The 16,026-nt window shown below is 52.0% G+C and carries 13 protein-coding genes; 3 read left to right on the forward strand and 10 right to left on the reverse strand.

Features of this window, described 5'->3' with window-relative positions:
• Window positions 1-29: 29 nt before the first annotated feature.
• Entirely contained in the window at window positions 30-326 is a 297-nt protein-coding gene (locus JXQ78_RS17135; protein ID WP_330633059.1) for a hypothetical protein, read from the reverse strand.
• Between the two features lie 187 nt (window positions 327-513).
• Between JXQ78_RS17135 and JXQ78_RS17140 the strand changes: the two genes are divergently transcribed.
• Both JXQ78_RS17140 and JXQ78_RS17145 read left to right on the forward strand, forming a co-directional pair.
• Window positions 514-1,734 (forward strand): MFS transporter, encoded by a 1,221-nt coding sequence (locus JXQ78_RS17140; RefSeq protein WP_330633060.1) that lies wholly within the window; start codon window positions 514-516, stop codon window positions 1,732-1,734.
• A gap of 71 nt (window positions 1,735-1,805) precedes the next feature.
• Window positions 1,806-3,368 carry a DNA-directed DNA polymerase II small subunit gene (locus tag JXQ78_RS17145; protein WP_407934088.1) on the forward strand — a complete coding sequence of 521 codons (1,563 nt, stop codon included), beginning with the start codon at window positions 1,806-1,808 and terminating at the stop codon, window positions 3,366-3,368.
• A gap of 418 nt (window positions 3,369-3,786) precedes the next feature.
• Here JXQ78_RS17145 and JXQ78_RS17150 read toward each other — a convergent pair whose 3' ends face one another.
• The 7 genes from JXQ78_RS17150 to JXQ78_RS17180 all read right to left on the reverse strand — a co-directional run bounded on the left by JXQ78_RS17150 (window position 3,787) and on the right by JXQ78_RS17180 (window position 10,904).
• Complete coding sequence (locus JXQ78_RS17150) at window positions 3,787-4,185, reverse strand: hypothetical protein (protein ID WP_330633062.1); 399 nt, start codon at window positions 4,183-4,185, stop codon at window positions 3,787-3,789.
• Window position 4,186: 1 nt separating this feature from the next.
• Entirely contained in the window at window positions 4,187-5,050 is an 864-nt protein-coding gene (locus JXQ78_RS17155; protein ID WP_330633063.1) for a ParA family protein, read from the reverse strand.
• Between the two features lie 1,498 nt (window positions 5,051-6,548).
• Complete coding sequence (locus JXQ78_RS17160; RefSeq protein WP_330633064.1) at window positions 6,549-7,517, reverse strand: quinone oxidoreductase family protein; 969 nt, start codon at window positions 7,515-7,517, stop codon at window positions 6,549-6,551.
• Between the two features lie 55 nt (window positions 7,518-7,572).
• Window positions 7,573-8,268, reverse strand: a complete 696-nt coding sequence (queC, locus tag JXQ78_RS17165; RefSeq protein WP_330633065.1) for a 7-cyano-7-deazaguanine synthase QueC — start codon at window positions 8,266-8,268, stop codon at window positions 7,573-7,575.
• 73 nt (window positions 8,269-8,341) lie between these two features.
• Window positions 8,342-9,118, reverse strand: a complete 777-nt coding sequence (locus tag JXQ78_RS17170; RefSeq protein ID WP_330633066.1) for a 7-carboxy-7-deazaguanine synthase QueE — start codon at window positions 9,116-9,118, stop codon at window positions 8,342-8,344.
• A complete protein-coding gene (locus tag JXQ78_RS17175; RefSeq protein WP_330633067.1) occupies window positions 9,118-9,570 on the reverse strand; it encodes a 6-pyruvoyl trahydropterin synthase family protein in 453 nt (150 codons plus the stop codon). The genes JXQ78_RS17170 and JXQ78_RS17175 overlap by 1 nt, the downstream gene beginning before the upstream one ends.
• Window positions 9,571-9,647: 77 nt before the next feature.
• Complete coding sequence (locus JXQ78_RS17180) at window positions 9,648-10,904, reverse strand: J domain-containing protein (protein ID WP_330633068.1); 1,257 nt, start codon at window positions 10,902-10,904, stop codon at window positions 9,648-9,650.
• Between the two features lie 327 nt (window positions 10,905-11,231).
• Between JXQ78_RS17180 and JXQ78_RS17185 the strand changes: the two genes are divergently transcribed.
• The gene (locus JXQ78_RS17185; RefSeq protein WP_330633069.1) at window positions 11,232-13,274 is read left to right on the forward strand and encodes an ArnT family glycosyltransferase; all 2,043 of its coding nucleotides are present in this window, start codon (window positions 11,232-11,234) and stop codon (window positions 13,272-13,274) included.
• A 12-nt stretch (window positions 13,275-13,286) separates the two neighbouring features.
• On the opposite strand, the gene JXQ78_RS17190 is transcribed toward JXQ78_RS17185, so the two are convergent.
• Window positions 13,287-14,444 (reverse strand): CBS domain-containing protein, encoded by a 1,158-nt coding sequence (locus JXQ78_RS17190; RefSeq protein ID WP_330633070.1) that lies wholly within the window; start codon window positions 14,442-14,444, stop codon window positions 13,287-13,289.
• Window positions 14,445-14,617: 173 nt separating this feature from the next.
• Window positions 14,618-15,952: a cytochrome P450 gene (locus tag JXQ78_RS17195; RefSeq protein ID WP_330633071.1), complete on the reverse strand. Its 1,335-nt coding sequence runs from the start codon at window positions 15,950-15,952 to the stop codon at window positions 14,618-14,620.
• Window positions 15,953-16,026: the final 74 nt, after the last annotated feature.

The following is a 16,026-nucleotide window of genomic DNA, read 5'->3' on the forward strand; positions in this document are numbered from 1 at the left end:
GCACAATCTTCTGGAACCCATTCGTTTTGTTACCACTGATTGTTTCCGAAACCCAGATCTGAGTCGTCATCCGTGTCCGTTCCCGTATCTTCGTCCGAAAAGACGAAACCGCCCGTTTGTTCTTCTTCGGACTCTGATTCCGCCGTTGCAGTGGCTGTAGACGAGTTGGATTCCCAGCTTTCTGTCTCCTCTGCCGATCGCTCCTGCGGTCGGAGCATCCACCATCCGATTCCGATCAACGACAGCAACAACCCGAGGCCAACGAACACTAATCCCAGGTCGTTGGTGGCAAGCACGACCAGTTCCAACACAGTTACCGCTTCCATATTCGCACTACGGTTGCATTACACTATTGTATTGTGGCTGCCCTCATTGCCTGGTAGTAAATCGTCTGCACCCCGACAATAATATCATAATTAATTCTGTTAGTTATGGGTTGAGGTTGTCGACCCCTCCACAGCAATGTTCGGTATTCGTCACGATTTTCATGGCGTCGGTCGAATCAACGCTCGAATGGAATCGCATACCGAGCAGATACAATGGACCAAACACGTTCTCGGTGGTGGCCGCTGGCTCGTGTTGCTCGTCGTGGCCGGTGGGTGGCTGTCGATACTTGGTGGGCGCTATCTGTTTCCAGTGTTGCTTCCCTCTGTCCAGCAATCGTTTGGTCTCTCTGAGACGAGCGCGGGGATTGCGATCACGGTTCTGTGGGGTGCCTACGCTCTGATTCAGTTTCCAGCGGGGGCGCTGACCGATCGGCTCGGCGAACGTACACTGCTTACGACGAGTCTCCTTGTGGCTGCCGGGGCAATTGTAGGGGTGAGTGTCGCACCAACGTTTGGTGGATTCGTCGTTGGGTGTGGGCTGTTTGGGCTAGCGAGCGGGCTGTATGGGCCAGCACGTGGAACCGTGCTCTCGAAAACGTTCGGCTCGTTCGACGGCACGGCGATCGGCGTCGTACTCGCCATTGGCTCGATCGGATCAGCTGTGATTCCACTGGTTGCAAGCCATCTGCTCACATCACTCCACTGGCGAACTGTGGTTTTGGGGCTCGTCGTTCCACTTGGTGTCGTTGGTGGTGGAATCTGGTGTGTGATCGAATCACCAACGGCGCACGCCACAGATCGCCAATCCACAGCTCTAACTGTGTCCACCCTCCTTGGAGCACTCACTCGTCGGTCAGTAATTGTGGGTACAACTGCAGCAACGGTGCTGTTGTTCGTATTACAGGGGTTAACCGCGTTTCTTCCCGTTTACTACGTTCGGGCCGGTGGTGTAGAGCAATCGACTGCAGCGTTGTTGTACGCACTGTTTTTCACCAGTGGTGCCGTGTTTCAGTCGCTGGGTGGCACGCTTGCCGACCGATTCGGTGATCCCACCGTTCTCATGGGGGTAACAGTAGTTGCATCGCTGGGACTGTTTGTGCTTCCCTCCGTTAGCGGGGGAGTCCCTCTTGCAATCGTCACGGTACTGCTCTCTAGCCGACTGGCGATAAACTCCGTGAGTAACGCCTATCTTATCGACTCGCTCCCCGCTGACAATCGAGCGACTGTGTGGGGACTGTTGCGAACTGTGTTCTTTCTCGTCGGTGCAACCGGTTCGACGGTCGTTGGCTTCTTTTTCGATCACGGATACGAAACCGTTGCAATATATGGACTCGGTGGACTCACAGCCGTGGGGACGGTGTTGTATCTGTTTCTTCCCCGGCGAACCGGTGAGTCCTCCGACGGATAGTTAGGTGCGGGGTGTCGTAGCACGATGGTCCCCGATCCAAATTCTTTTGGGCCGGATCCGCGAGAGTACGTATATCCTTGAACGGGCGAATGCAGGTCGTGCGGGCGCTGGCAAAGCAGGGATACAACGCCGATCGAGCGGCTGTGTCGCTGATAGCCTCGACTGAAACGCCCGCGAAAGTCATACAGGAAACGGTAGCAGCAGTTCCAGCGGGGACGCTTCGTCTCACAGTTGCACACGTAGAATCAGCACTCGACTCGCTCGAAGACGTTTCTCGACCGGAGCCGGTGTCTATCGATCCGGATAACGTTCCAGATTCTCACGGTGGCACAGAATCTGGGGGAGATGGGTCGTCTGCTGTGGCCGCCGCTTCCACGACACGGTCAGACCCGTCGACAGCTGGGGTTGGGACGGAACAGCCGTCCCAACCGTCACAATCGCTCGAGATCGACGGTGATGTCACCGGTGATAGCACCGGGACGGGGACGTTCGAGACGTTTTTACAGACGTTTCAGGACCGGTATCAACGGCTTTCGGGCATGTTGCGCGGTCGATTGAACCATCGTCCGGCAGAAACCCTGGCGTCAATGGAAGGTGGGTCCGATGGAGCGATGATCGGTCTCGTCAACGACATTCAATCCACCAAGAACGGACACTGGATTATCGAACTTGAGGACACCACGGGGACGTTCCCCTGTCTCGTGATGAAAGATCGCGATATTGCGGATGTTGTGTCTGAACTCTGCTTCGATGAGTGTATTGGTATTGAAGGAACGCTCTCGAACGATGGAGAGATCTGCTTTGTCGATTCAATCCATTTCCCTGATATTCCCCGAACCTTCTCACCATCGACAGCTGATCGTCCGGTCGAGGCGGCACTGATCTCCGACGTTCATGTTGGGAGTGATGAATTTCACGGTGCTGCCTGGGATCAGTTCACTTCTTGGCTCCACACCGAAGCTGCCGCGCGCGTGGAGTATCTCCTCATTGCCGGTGACATGGTTGAGGGCGTTGGCGTCTATCCCGAACAGGATAAAGAACTCACTATTGTCGATATCTACGATCAGTACGAACGCTTTGCTGAACTGCTAAAGGACGTGCCCGGTGAGATGGAGATCGTGATGATCCCCGGTAATCACGACGCCGTTCGATTGGCTGAGCCCCAGCCGGCGTTCGATGAGGAACTTCGCTCGATCATGAGCGCACACGATGCCCACATCACGGCGAATCCCTCTACGGTTACGATCGATGGAGTTTCAGTGCTCATGTATCACGGGGTGTCGCTGTTTGAGGTCATTATAGACACCCCGGGATTGGAACTCGATAAACCGCACGAGGCGATGTACAATCTCCTGAAAAAACGCCACGTCGCGCCGCAGTATGGCGGCCAGCTTCGCCTTGCTCCAGAGGAGCAAGATTATCTGGTGATGGATGAGATCCCCGATGTGTTCCACACCGGTCACCTGCACAAGTTCGGGTATGGATCGTACAATAAGGTTATCTCGGTCAATACTGGCTGCTGGCAACAACAGACCTCATATCAGAAATCACAAGGCATCGTTCCTGATGTTGGGTATGCGCCGATTCTTGACCTGCAAACACTTGATATGTCGATTCGGAAGTTTTCCGGATGATTCTGCACGTTTTCAGTTACTCATTTCTATCGAAGCAGCTATTGGACTGGTTGAACCGGACTGTGGTATGGCTCCAGTAACCTACACCTGTCAATGTGGCTTGAGACTACGATATCGACAGGATCTCGAACAGGAACGAACACAGACAACGCCCTCATGGCGGTGTTCTGATTGTGGTACGCCCGTCCCAGGAACAATCGCCGAACAGATCAAACATCAACATCCTTCCTGACATACTGGTTGTCGCCACTTGCTATGATACACGTGATGAACACTGGCGACACACTTCTGATACCGTAAGCACTGTTAGAACTTCTTTCACAGTGTGTACGTTCTATACTGTCTGAACAGTTTGAACTGTATCACTGTGCTGACGCTGTACAACTTCTGCAAGCCGTCGCAAAATAGATATCCGTTATTAGTCGTTCTCGAGCGCTTCGGGTGATATATCGCGAGCTTCGAGGACGAGTCGAGTGATCTCTTCGTGGTTTTCGTGAGCGAGTCGAACCATAGCGTCGTGTGCCTCGCGCACTTCGAAGTCGTCGTATCCGAGCCCAAGGAGTTCGTTTTCGACGCTGTTGCAGAGAAGTTTGATGCGTCGAGCAGTTTGTGCTTCTGGATAGATGGAGAGTTTTTTGCTCTCACTTGCGGTGAACGCTGGTCCACCCTCGGAGGCTGTGTTCTCCGTTGTGGGAGCTTCCTCAACTGATGGTTCTGGTGGTGTTGGGGTGGATTCGTGATCTTCTGTTTGTTCGTCGTCCGGTGCTGCTCCTTCTTTGACCTGATCCAGCTGATTTCTCAGATTGCTACTGTCCATATTAGGCACGCTCCGCGACGATATCTGCCAGGGTGTCGAAGTGGTCTATCTGGTCGCACGATGCGTTGTATGCCCCAACCGGCATATTGTTCGAGAAGGAATCCGAAAGCGCATCACGCTCTCGAATTCCCGGCAACGGAATGTCTCCTCGTCCGTTCTGGTCGATCTTTTCCCACTGTTCGTCGGTGATTCTGGCGTACGGTGGGAGGTAATCCGCCCAGTTGCGATTGAGGTCTTCGAGGAGTCGTCGATCCGGTTTGTTTGGCCGGATGGACTCACTCAGCATGTTCGGCGTGATTGCCAATATATCTGCGGCTCCTTCTGTTGCCTCGATGATTGGCAACAGTTGGGTTTCCATAATACGCTCTAGGCCACTGATCGATCCCTGTCCCGGGATAACCGGGACGATGAAACTCTGGGCTGCGACGAGAGCGTTGTCCGCGACTTTCGACGGATCACCAGGTGTGTCGAGGACGACGTAGTCATAGCCGTCGTTTCGGAGTGGATCGACCACTTCGTTTTTCAGGATTACGTCCGCGTTCATCTGATTTTTCATCCGATCGTTGATGGTAGACATCTCCGTGGAGCTTGGTACCACGCCGAATCCCCATTCGGTGTCGATGACCAGTTCCTTTGGATGAAGATCTCGGAAAATCACCTCCTCGAGCTGTCCGTTCTGGTTGTACGCATCACCAAAGCCAAGAAATTCCGTTCCGTGTCCGTTTTTATCGACATCCACGTACACTGTGTCGCCGTGCTTTTCCTGTAAGCGGTGAGCAAGATTGATCGCTATCGTCGATTTTCCCATTCCGCCCTTCAGTATACACACTGCGACGACGCCATTTTTCGTTGTCTGTGGTTTCATAGTCGACTGTCTGAACAGTGGCTACACGAAGTGCACTGTACAAACGGTGTATAAAGTGGGAACATCATAATAATCCCGGTCCAGTTCAATAATGTGTATACTGTCTACACAGTACATACAGTATAATATTGGTTGCATAAGGATTATCGAAATTACTTCCTGATTTGGTCGCTGTTGCCACTGATTTAGTATATCTTACTGTATACACAGTATATGAGCTGTACACTGTCTGGACGAGATATACTGTGTGAACAGTATAATTTGATAGCACGGTATGAGCGTTGCCTGAACTATTGGAATGAGGATTACCCACGATTATCCACTGTATATACTGTTTATACAGTTCAAAATGGATGCACTGTTCTAACTGTTTGAAATGATGTCCTGAGAGGCAGTGGCCGTGTTGGTATTTCAGTCCCAATCAAGTGCTGTTGTAGCACTGTGAATACTGTATATACAGTATTTAGACGGATCAATCGGTCTGAGTCCCAACGGCATCAGACATGGCTATTAATCTGAGATATAACGACTATACTGTGCACACTGTCTATAAATTTTTAACATTATATACTGTTGCAACGGTATAACGTTCATACACTCTCTACTTTACGGTTTTCCATGCTGGATAGGAACTAGAGTCCTGTGTGGGCAGATACTACGGTATCTACGGTTTGCACTGTGAATCAACTGTATACACAGTCTTAACTGTATAAACTGTTCTTTTTGAATCGCTTCAACTCGGCTGGGTGATCTACTGTATACACTGCAAATACTGTGTAATAGGTATTTACGGTTGCAACTGTGTATACAGTATACACTGTGTTACTGTACTCACTGCATTCACCGTCCGATCCATGTATCTATTGAGTACCGTATACACAGTCTATACTGTTCGTTATTAGTACACTGTACACACATTACAGACTGTATCACTGTTTGAACAGTATATACAGTAAAGGCTGTGTATACTGTACTAGCTGTGTATGGAGTACAGGGTGCTCAAACAGTTACGACTGCACAGATTGTTCGAAGATTAGCATCGCTGTGATATTCTCAATATCAGACTGTATACGAATTTTACACTGTCTATACAGTATTATAGATTCAACCTGTTGGTCGATAGGGCCACAGGTGTGATGAATATAGTCTCATATTCACACTGTTTATACTGTTTGCACCGTTAATACTGTCTGCTGAACGCTCAAAGAGCCGTATCCACCAATTAGAATATCTCTACTGTTGCTACCGTGGATACTGTGCTTACAGCACAAACATTTTGTTTGGACCCCTCCGACGGTCCTCCTGGGAGAAAAAGCGGTAATGCACGTCCCAGGGGACATCCAGTATCGGAGCAGACTCGAGGCTCACTTGCTGTGGTTGCAATAACAGCAGATCCTATCAACAAACATCTTACACAGTTTGATCAGCCTGTACTGTAAACACAGTATACACTGTCTACACAGTCATATCTCCAATTCCCCGACAAAGTTCGCTTGAACTAGGGCTGTAAGACGACTTTGCCAACTGAGCGCCTGTCTTCGATGTATTCGTGGGCCGCTCCCACCGCGCTAAGATCGAACGTTTCGCCCACGATCACCGAGAGCTTCCCATCGAGTAGTAGCTCAGTCAGCTCTGGGACGGACTGGAGTATGCGTTCGGGGTCGTGTTGCATCGATTGACCGAGATGAAAACCATAGACGGAGGCGTTGTTGAACAGTATCGTCCCGGTATCGACGGTACCGGGCTGGCCACTGGCTGCGCCAAACGCGACGAGCGTGCCGAACGGAGAGAGACAATCGAAGCTTTCTGTGGTGGTTTCTCCCCCAACGCCGTCGAGGATGAGGTCGACACCGTGCTGGTCGGTGAGATTCGAAATTTTCTCATCGAACGCTACTTCGGTGTAGTTGATTGGATGGTCGACTCCGAGTTTGTCGGCGAGCTCTAGCTTTTCGCTCGTGCTGGCGGTGCCAAACACAGTGGCGCTGGCATTTGCTGCAAGCTGGGTTGCAGCCGTACCAACTCCACCTGCAGCTGCGTGAATCAGAACGCTATCCTCAGCCGTCAGGTCACCGAGCGTGAACAGTGCAGAATACGCGGTCAAAAACTGGACGGGAAAGCCAGCAGCTTCCTCGGAGCTCATCGAAACCGGAACGTCGAAAACAGCACCTGCGGGTGCGATTGCGTACTCGGCGTACCCTCCAGTTGTCATGGCAACGACTCGGTCGCCGACGGATCGATCCACGCCGTCACCGATTGCGTCGATGCTGCCGGCGGCCTCCATCCCGGGAACGTAGGGGGGCTCGGGGCCGCCTGGATACTGTCCCCGTCGCTGCATGATATCTGCGAAATTTATTCCCGCGGCCTCAACAGCAATTCGGAGCTCTCCAGGCCCCGGTTCAGGGACCTCTTTATCAGTCGAAGTGAGCACTGACGCGTCGCCATACTCTGGGACTTCGATCGCTCGCATACACCGTTATCGGGAAGCGATAGATTAACGGTACTCACCAGTTACTGCTGAAAATTCACAATTTTTGTCCGTAATCTGGGCGAGTTTCGTACTCGATCGGATCGTGAATTCCGATCCGCTGAAACGCTTGTAACCGGTAGGCACACGCATCACAGGTTCCACAGGCGGGTGCCCCACTCCGATAGCAACTCCATGTCTGGTCGAACGGAACCGAAAGTTCGGACCCTCGCCGGGCAATATCGGTCTTCGACTGTTCTGTAAACGGCGCCTCAATGGAAATTGTCGTGTCCTCTTTTGTCCCGGTGGTAACCGTATTCTGAAACGCGTCGAAAAATTGTGGTCTACAGTCGGGATACCCCGAGAAATCCTCGGAGTGAGCACCGATGAAGACAGCTTCGCAGTCGTTTGCTTCCGCATACGATACTGCCATAGCCAGGAGGTTCGCGTTTCTGAACGGAACGTAGGAAGTTGGAACGTCGTCGTCGTCCAGATCGGCATCTTCGATTGGCTGTTGCTCGTCAGTGAGACTCGAATCGCCGATTTTTGAGAGGTGATCGGTCGTCAGATGGAGGAAATCACGAGCGTCAAAATGGTCTGCCTGTGCTTGTGCACACTCAAACTCCTTTGATTCAGTTTGTTGGCCATACGAGGTGTGGAGCATGAAGAGATCGTATCCCCGCTCGGCGGCCACTGCGGTAGCGGTTGCGCTGTCCATACCGCCAGAGGCCAGTACGACGGCGCGCTCACGCATCTGTCTCACCGTTGGGAATGAATTTTTGTGGCGATCCAACTACCATGGGGTGTCGGTGGTGTCTTATCATGGATTACGTTTCTGGGGCATCGTTCCACAGATCGACGTGCAGTCGTGGCGTATACCGGTATCCATATTCGATAGCGAGTTTGGCCACGGTCTGTTGTCGATCAGCGAGCTGTTCTCGTGTCGTGCCTTCGGGCATGAGGAGGATATCCTCGTTATCGATTGTGGTGGTACAGTTTGAGCGAATTTGATCGACAAGCTCGTGGATCTCTTCGAGATCGTCACGGTCTGTCACAACGAATTTAAGCTGGGAGGAATACGAATCCACAAGCTGTCCGAGTGCGTCAACGTTGATTCGCTCTGTCTCGTGTTTAGTTTTCCAGCCATCGACGTCGTCGGTTGGTGCGTTCTCTTGAGTTGGAGTGCTTGATTGGAGCTTTGGAGAGATGCTTGCGAGATCGATTGGTGCGTCGCGATAGATCGTTCCGTTCGTTTCGACAGTGGTGTGATAGCCACAATCTTTAAGCCGTTCAAGCAATTCGACCGATTCCGGATGAATCAGGGGCTCCCCTCCGGTAAGAACGACGTGTGAAGCAGAATCATACGATCGAATTTTATCAACGATCGTCTCTATTGAACAGTGGGCATACACCGGCTCCCAGGAAGTGTGATATGAATCACAGAACCAGCACCGGAGATTGCAGCCACTGGTACGAACGAAGACGCTCGGAGTACCGGTCAGCTTTCCTTCTCCCTGTAATGAATAGAAGAGTTCATTGATGGGTAGTCCCGTATCTGTGTCTTCATCACTGATTTTTTCACAAACAGCATCGCTGACCGGCATCAGTGGTGGCCCGTTGCACAGAGCTGTGACGTTTCCCGGACACGCACCGAGATATCCGTGATTCGATCGGGGAGTTCTGCTTTGAGTGAGCTTTCGAGATAGACGCTCATTATCTCTGCTGTGGGTGGATCGTCCAGCACGATGACGGCGTCTCCATCACCGCTTTGGTCAAACGCATCGATGAGTGGGTCACCGGCTTCGAGCAGGAATTTGTGGTCCCACCTGTCGATTACATCAGTTACGTCACCTTTGTCCACCACCCAGCCAGTGTCTGACAACCTTCCCGTTATGGATACAGATATAGCATAATTGTGTCCGTGTGGCTGACTGCATTTCCCGTCGTGGTGGAGCAATCTATGGCCAGCACTGATTCGAATTGGAGTCGACTCACCGATGTAGAGCGTCCGTTCGGCTGATGAGAGCTGATCTGGTGTGTGTGAATCTGCAGTCATAGATATGCCTCCGATATACGCTCTATATTCTTCACGGAATATGAAGGGCCCGATAAGTTGTTACAGTCGGATGTAATTTATTGGTCGGTGCTAGCGGATTGGATTCGTTCAGCTACCTTGCGCCGACAGAGGTAAAGACCACAGAGAATCATTGGGTAGATTACCATTACACTGACGACTGTGGTCGGTGAGATTACTACGGGAATATGAGCACCGAGATCGACTCGTGATTGTGTGGCAAACAGCCCTCCCGCGACGACCAGCGGCGTCATCATGGCGACGTTCCAGATCCCTGGACGAATGTGATATCCGTGATCGAACCGGTCACGCCATGGAATCACAGTCAATGCCCAGATTTGGGCTACTGCACCGCCAAATATACTGATAATCATTACTGATCCAATACAGACATTTATTAGATTTCCAATGTAAATTGGACCAAATATATGGGGGTCTACCCATGGCGAAGATGTTGCTGCTGAAGAGGTGGTAAGGAGTGTCTCAAAGGAAAAAACACCACCCATTCGTGTGTATCCAAAAGCTATATATATTATACTTATACCTAAAAATATCCTCCTCGAACGCCTGCTAGGTGATTCCTCGAAATACCCAAATAGGACCAGGATCGATAATATAATTCCAACTCCGATGCCAATGAGTAATACTGAAATAATCGTATATGTGATACCGATTGTTCCATAACGAGCACCACCATCTGGCGTGCCGGCAATTGCTCCCATCCACAGCAGTACCAGGCCAAAAAGATGAATAGCCATGAGAGGCCAGAGAACGAATCTACTCTGTGAAAATTCCTTGATATCAGCTGTTCGTTGGCGCATGTAAATGACTTCGTAGGCTCCGTAGCTCATCCAGAGGCTTCCAACAAGTATTGATAATTGGAATGATGGTGAAACGGCCATAACGCTGTTGAGTGCGGTAGTAAGCACGACTGCGATACAGACGGTTGTGAGCAATCGGACGGCAGTTGGACCGCACATCAGACCGATGAGTCCCCGGGTGTTAGCCCCTGTGAGCGTTCGACGCCACTCCGAGACCATCTGTGGTCCAATGGACCATTGTGTCCGTTGGCTCGTCTCATTCGTTGTGGTGTCACCAGCTGCTGTCGAATCCGTCTGAATGCCGTGTAGCCGGTCATAACGTGCTCTCGCTGTTTCATCGAGCAACGTCTCTTTGGCAGCCTGGAGCTGTTTTCGACTTATCCCGGTGTCGTCTGATTCTTCCAGCGCGGCCTTTTTTCGTTCGAATGCCGCTTTTATCTCGGTTGGATCCGCATCGTGGCTGACCTCCAGTATTTCGTAGTACGTTTTTGTCATTATTTGGCAATCATATATCCAAACGTAGCGGTGGTTGTGATCACCGTCCGAATGGTCCTTCCTTCGACAGGGGTAGATGGTATAACGACAAAATCGCCTGTAAAGCTACCGGCACGCTACTGGAACGTTCTGGGCATTGGGCGATTGTCTGTCGAGCATCGTTGCAGTACCAACCAAAGGGGTTTTTATAGGGTACAACGACCAAATGATATGCGGATTGGATGTTGCGATGGTGGATTGGATTGGCAGATGTCTTTGCCTCCGTGCGTTCGGTCTGATCGATTCTCGGCTTTTAGAATACGGGCCAAACTTTGATTGAGTAATCTCATGGATACTAGACGATACAGGACGCTCCTTGGATTGATCGCACTTTTAGGCGGACTAACCGTATGGGTGGTTGCTTCAGAGATTTTTCCGTATCATTCAATCAATCACGATGAAGGCGTCTATCTCCAGCAGGCCACAATGCTACTGGAAAGAAACATCACACTTACTCCGGATCTGCCTACGCTGACTCGACCGTGGTTTTTCGTCGTCGATGGATCACAGCTGTTCCCGAAATACGCTCCCGTTCCCGCTGCGATGTTTGCCATTGGGGTGGGAGTGGGAGTCCCTCGATTGTCTCTAGTGCTAATTGGTATCGCCGTACTCGTACTGATTGGTGCGATCGGCTCGGAGCTGTTCGACCATCGAACGGGCGTTTTGGCAGCAGTGCTCTGTGGTTGTTCGCCATTATTTATTTTCTCAACTTCCGTGTTTCTTCCGTACGCACCAACGTCGCTTTTGAATCTGATATTCGCCTACAGCTATCTTCGCGCCAATTCAACACGCAATAACTACTGGGCGATAATCGGAGGGTTAGCGATTGGATTGGCATTTTTCTCTAGGCCCTACACGGCTGTTCTGTTTGCAGTCCCGTTTGTGATCCACGCTGTGTGGATCCTCTTCCGGGATCGATCGTCACTCTCGTGGCTTGGTCTCATCGCCGGTGGCGGACTTGCTGGCGTAGCAACCGCGTTGGCGTATAACAGCGTTCTTACTGGCGATCCGCTGGTGTTTCCATTCGAAGCGTTCGCTCCGGAAGATGGCCTTGGCTTTGGCCAGCAAAAACTGCTGAACCACGAACTCGAATATACGCCGTCGCTTGCGGTCACCGCCAACGCTACCGTCCTCGAATCATTTGGCACTTCCTGGTTTGTAGGGGGATTGGTTGGTATTTTCTTTGCTGGTGTCGGCATGGTAGAGACAGTTATTGAGCGAAACGACCGTCGGCTCCTTCTCATGGGTGTTTGTGGATCGGTTGTCTGTGGAAACGTCTTTTTCTGGGGAAATTACAACCTGATTGGTTCCCTCGCCCAGCGTGGCGATGGTTTGATCGCGTATCTGGGTCCATACTACCATTTCGATCTGCTTCTTTCCCTTTCAGTGTTCGGTGCCTGGGGGCTGTGGATCGTGGTCGATCGATGGCGAACGGTTACAGACCGAATTGATCGCCAGAGTGTGACAATCCTGGGTAGTATCGGGCTGCTTGTGCTGGCCCTGTGTGCCGGTTCAATCACGGCGGTTACCGTTTCGACGACGGTTGACCGGAATGCTAAAGTAACCGACTCATACGAGCGTGCGTACGAACCATTTGAAGAACGATCACTCGACAATGCGCTCGTCTTGCTTCCGCGAACCTATGGCGACTGGCTTAACCATCCGTTTCAGTATCTGCGAAATACGCCGAATTTCGACGGGGCTGTCGTGTACACCACTGATGGTGCGCCGCTTCAGTCGGTGTCCTCGTTTCCCAACCGCACTGTCTACCGGTATCGCTACCGTGGACCCTGGAATCCCGCAGGTGGATCTCCCACTGAAAGTGGGCTCCAGCGCGTCGACAGGATTCGTGGTGAAACCATTTCACTAGAAACCGATCTCAAGATTTCAGATGAAGCTGATGATGTAACCGTCCGCGTTGGGACTGATACCAATCGCACGATTGCCGTCTCCGATTCTGGACTCCCCAGGACGCTTTCTGTTTCGATCACAGCTGACGGCGCTATGGTTCAGAACGCAACCGATCGTCGCCGACTCCCAATTGGGAACTCGACAGTGCTCACGATCACTGCATCCGTTGATCGTTCGGAAAATGGAACCCACACCACTCAGCTCACCCTCCCGATTTCCGTATCCGGGTCGACCGTGCGGACGATCACACCGTGGATTGATTTTTGCACCGGTGTGAGCGACTGTGATGGCAGCTCGACGTATCTGCCACCGCGATCGGCCGAATTCGTATCTCTTAACGGAACGATCACTGGGACAGCGACTGGTTCCAATCGATTCGGTCGCCCTCGGTTGGCCAAAAACGAGACACGCGAGTCATAGTTCGAGTGAGGACTACGGCCGTGTTGGGTTACTCATCGACGGCGGTTCGCCACCGGACTTAATGATAGTGAATGCCCGCATTAGATCCGTCCGCGAGATAATTCCGATGAGTGTTCCATCCTCTGCAACGACGGGCAATCGCCCGACGCCGGTGGATTGCATCTGTTCGAAGGCCGCCATGGCATCCGTTTTGGGCCGCGTGGATTCAACGTCCCGTGTCATTACCTCGCTGACTCGATAGGCGTCCTGTTCGATTTCGTTTATTTCTGCGGCATCAGAGAGCGTCACCACGCCGACGAGCTGTTCGTTTCTGACGACTGGATAGCCCATATGCCGGTCTTCGAACATTCGGTCCATCAACTCCGTTATCGAAATATCTTCAGGAACCGTTTTTAGATCCGACCGCGGCGTCATGATGTCGCTTACGCTTACTCCCTCGAACGACGCACGGAGGCTGGTTTGCTGGGCTTCTCCCGAGGCAGCGATGTAGATGAAAAATGCCAGCAGAATAAGAAACCAGTCGGTGAAAATCCCGATAATCCCGAGCAAAAACGCAAAGAACTTCCCCACTTCGGCGGCCTGTTGTGTGGCTTTTGCATGCGGTCGAGAGCGCGCAAGCAGTGCGCGCAGGATTCTGCCGCCGTCCATCGGAAATGCCGGCAGCAGGTTAAAGATCGCGAGCATCACGTTGAGTACTGCAAGATAGCCCATCACCAGCTGCGCTGCTTGCATTCCAGGGCCCAAAAGCAAAAATACGATGTAGCAGCCAATCCCGATCACAACGCTCACTATCGGACCTGCCACGGCGATAAGCAACTCGTGGCGCCAGTTTTCTGGAAACTCTGTAAAACTTGCTACGCCGCCGAGCAGCCAGAGCGTAATCGAGTCGATTTCGTACCCAAATCGTTTGGCGACAGCCGAATGGCCAAGTTCGTGTAACAACACCCCAACGAACAGTCCGATTGCCGAAGTGAATCCGACGATCCATGGTGTGTTCCCGCGTGCGATATCTCCTGGGGTGATCGATGCACCGAGTTCCTGTTTGAGCAGCGTCGCGATCGTCTCGACATCGAAGGCAATGAGCGCGCCGAACAACGGGAGAACGATGAGGAACGACCAGTGAAGCTTGATCGGTATGGACGACACCGATCCGATCCGGATTCCTCGCATAGTTCACTAGTATGCAAGCGGATGCTTAAAGCCACACCCGGCGACGCGCTGTTGAATTATACTGTGCCCACGTTCTCTACAGTGTGAACAGTATTAGCTGTCCAAACTGTCGAATGTGACCCTGTCTTGAGAGTCGTCAGCATTTGTTTCCCTTCTTTTCCTGAGAGATGATCTCAGTCGGTGCCGACGGGCGTGACTACACAGTCCAGTCGATCGGGTGTGAGAAACGCTTTGGCCTCTGTTTTCGGATCAACAGTCCGACGCTCGAAGGTAGCCTCGGCAAGACAGACACGGAGAATTTCGGTGAGTTCCGTCGTTGCAAACCGCATTCCAAGACAGTGTCTTGGCCCGCGTCCGAACGGCAGATACGCGGAACACTCCTGTGGGGATCGATCTGTCCATCGATTCGGCATGAACGCGTCGGGCTTTGTCCACCATCGATTGTCGCGGTGTAAAGAGTATACTGGCAATTGAATGGTGGTGTCAGCTGGCAGTCGATATCCGTTACACTGAACGGGTTGACATGGCGTTCGATACAGCGAATGAATCGGTGGATACAGTCGGAGCGTTTCTGTAATTGCGTTTTCGATGGGAGCCGTGGTCTCGGGTACTGCAGATCGGATCTCTGTCGCGACTGATTGTGTGCCAGCGATCAGCCAGAGTGCGTAGCCGAGAGTTATGGCGGTTGTCTCGTGGCCAGCGAACAACAACGCAGTCAACTGATCCCGAATTGTCGAGTCATCGATGTTGGGTTCGGCAAGCAGCGCTGATAACACGTCCTCGGGTGGATCTGTGGCGTTTCGTCGCTCCTCGAGAATCTCGGCTACGAGGTCGTCAAAAACGGCCATTGTTTGCCTGTACCGTCGTTCGGTGGGCGTAGCTGGCATCCAGTCTGGGAGCAAATTTCCGAGCGCACCTAGATTCGATCGTTTGTGGATTGCGTTTGCGACCGAGCGAATGACCGTGTGTCGTTCGTCTGATTGGTTGATGGAAAACAACGTATTGCACAGTATTGTGAGCGTCAGCTCCGTCGCAGCGGTGTAACAATCCACGACATCCGCAGAAATCCAGCGATTGAGGGCCGTACGTGTGGTATCTCTGATTGTTTTGCGGTGGTTCTCTAGCTGTTCCGGTCGAAAGGCGGGCCCCATCGCTTCCCTGAGCTGTTTCCACTCGGTTCCCGAGGCAGCGACGACGTTCGTCGGGCCAAGGAGTTCGAGAAATTCAGTTTCGAACGGTCCCTTCTCGAACAGGTCGTTCTGTTCGAGAAGTACCGCAGAAACCAGCGTAGGATCGAATATGACGACAAACTCGTTTCCAACGGCACGGTATCGGACGATGTTACCGTACTCCTTGAACCGTTCGAGCGCATCGAGTCCCCCCGTGAGAAATTCGATTGTGTTTCCAACAACTGGCAGTCCACCACTTGCGGGTGGTTTTTCGCTGGCTGTGATCGTGGTGGAAAACGGACTCTGTGTGTTCTTTGGGGATTGTCTGGAAGCGGTCATCGATTCAATCGACGGATCGGAGTTATGTGGTCGTTCTGGCGAACTGATAAGCCCATTCAAGAGGAAACTATCGT

It is taken from the genome of Halocatena halophila, assembly GCA_027563145.1.
GTDB classification, from domain to species: domain Archaea; phylum Halobacteriota; class Halobacteria; order Halobacteriales; family Haloarculaceae; genus Halocatena; species Halocatena halophila.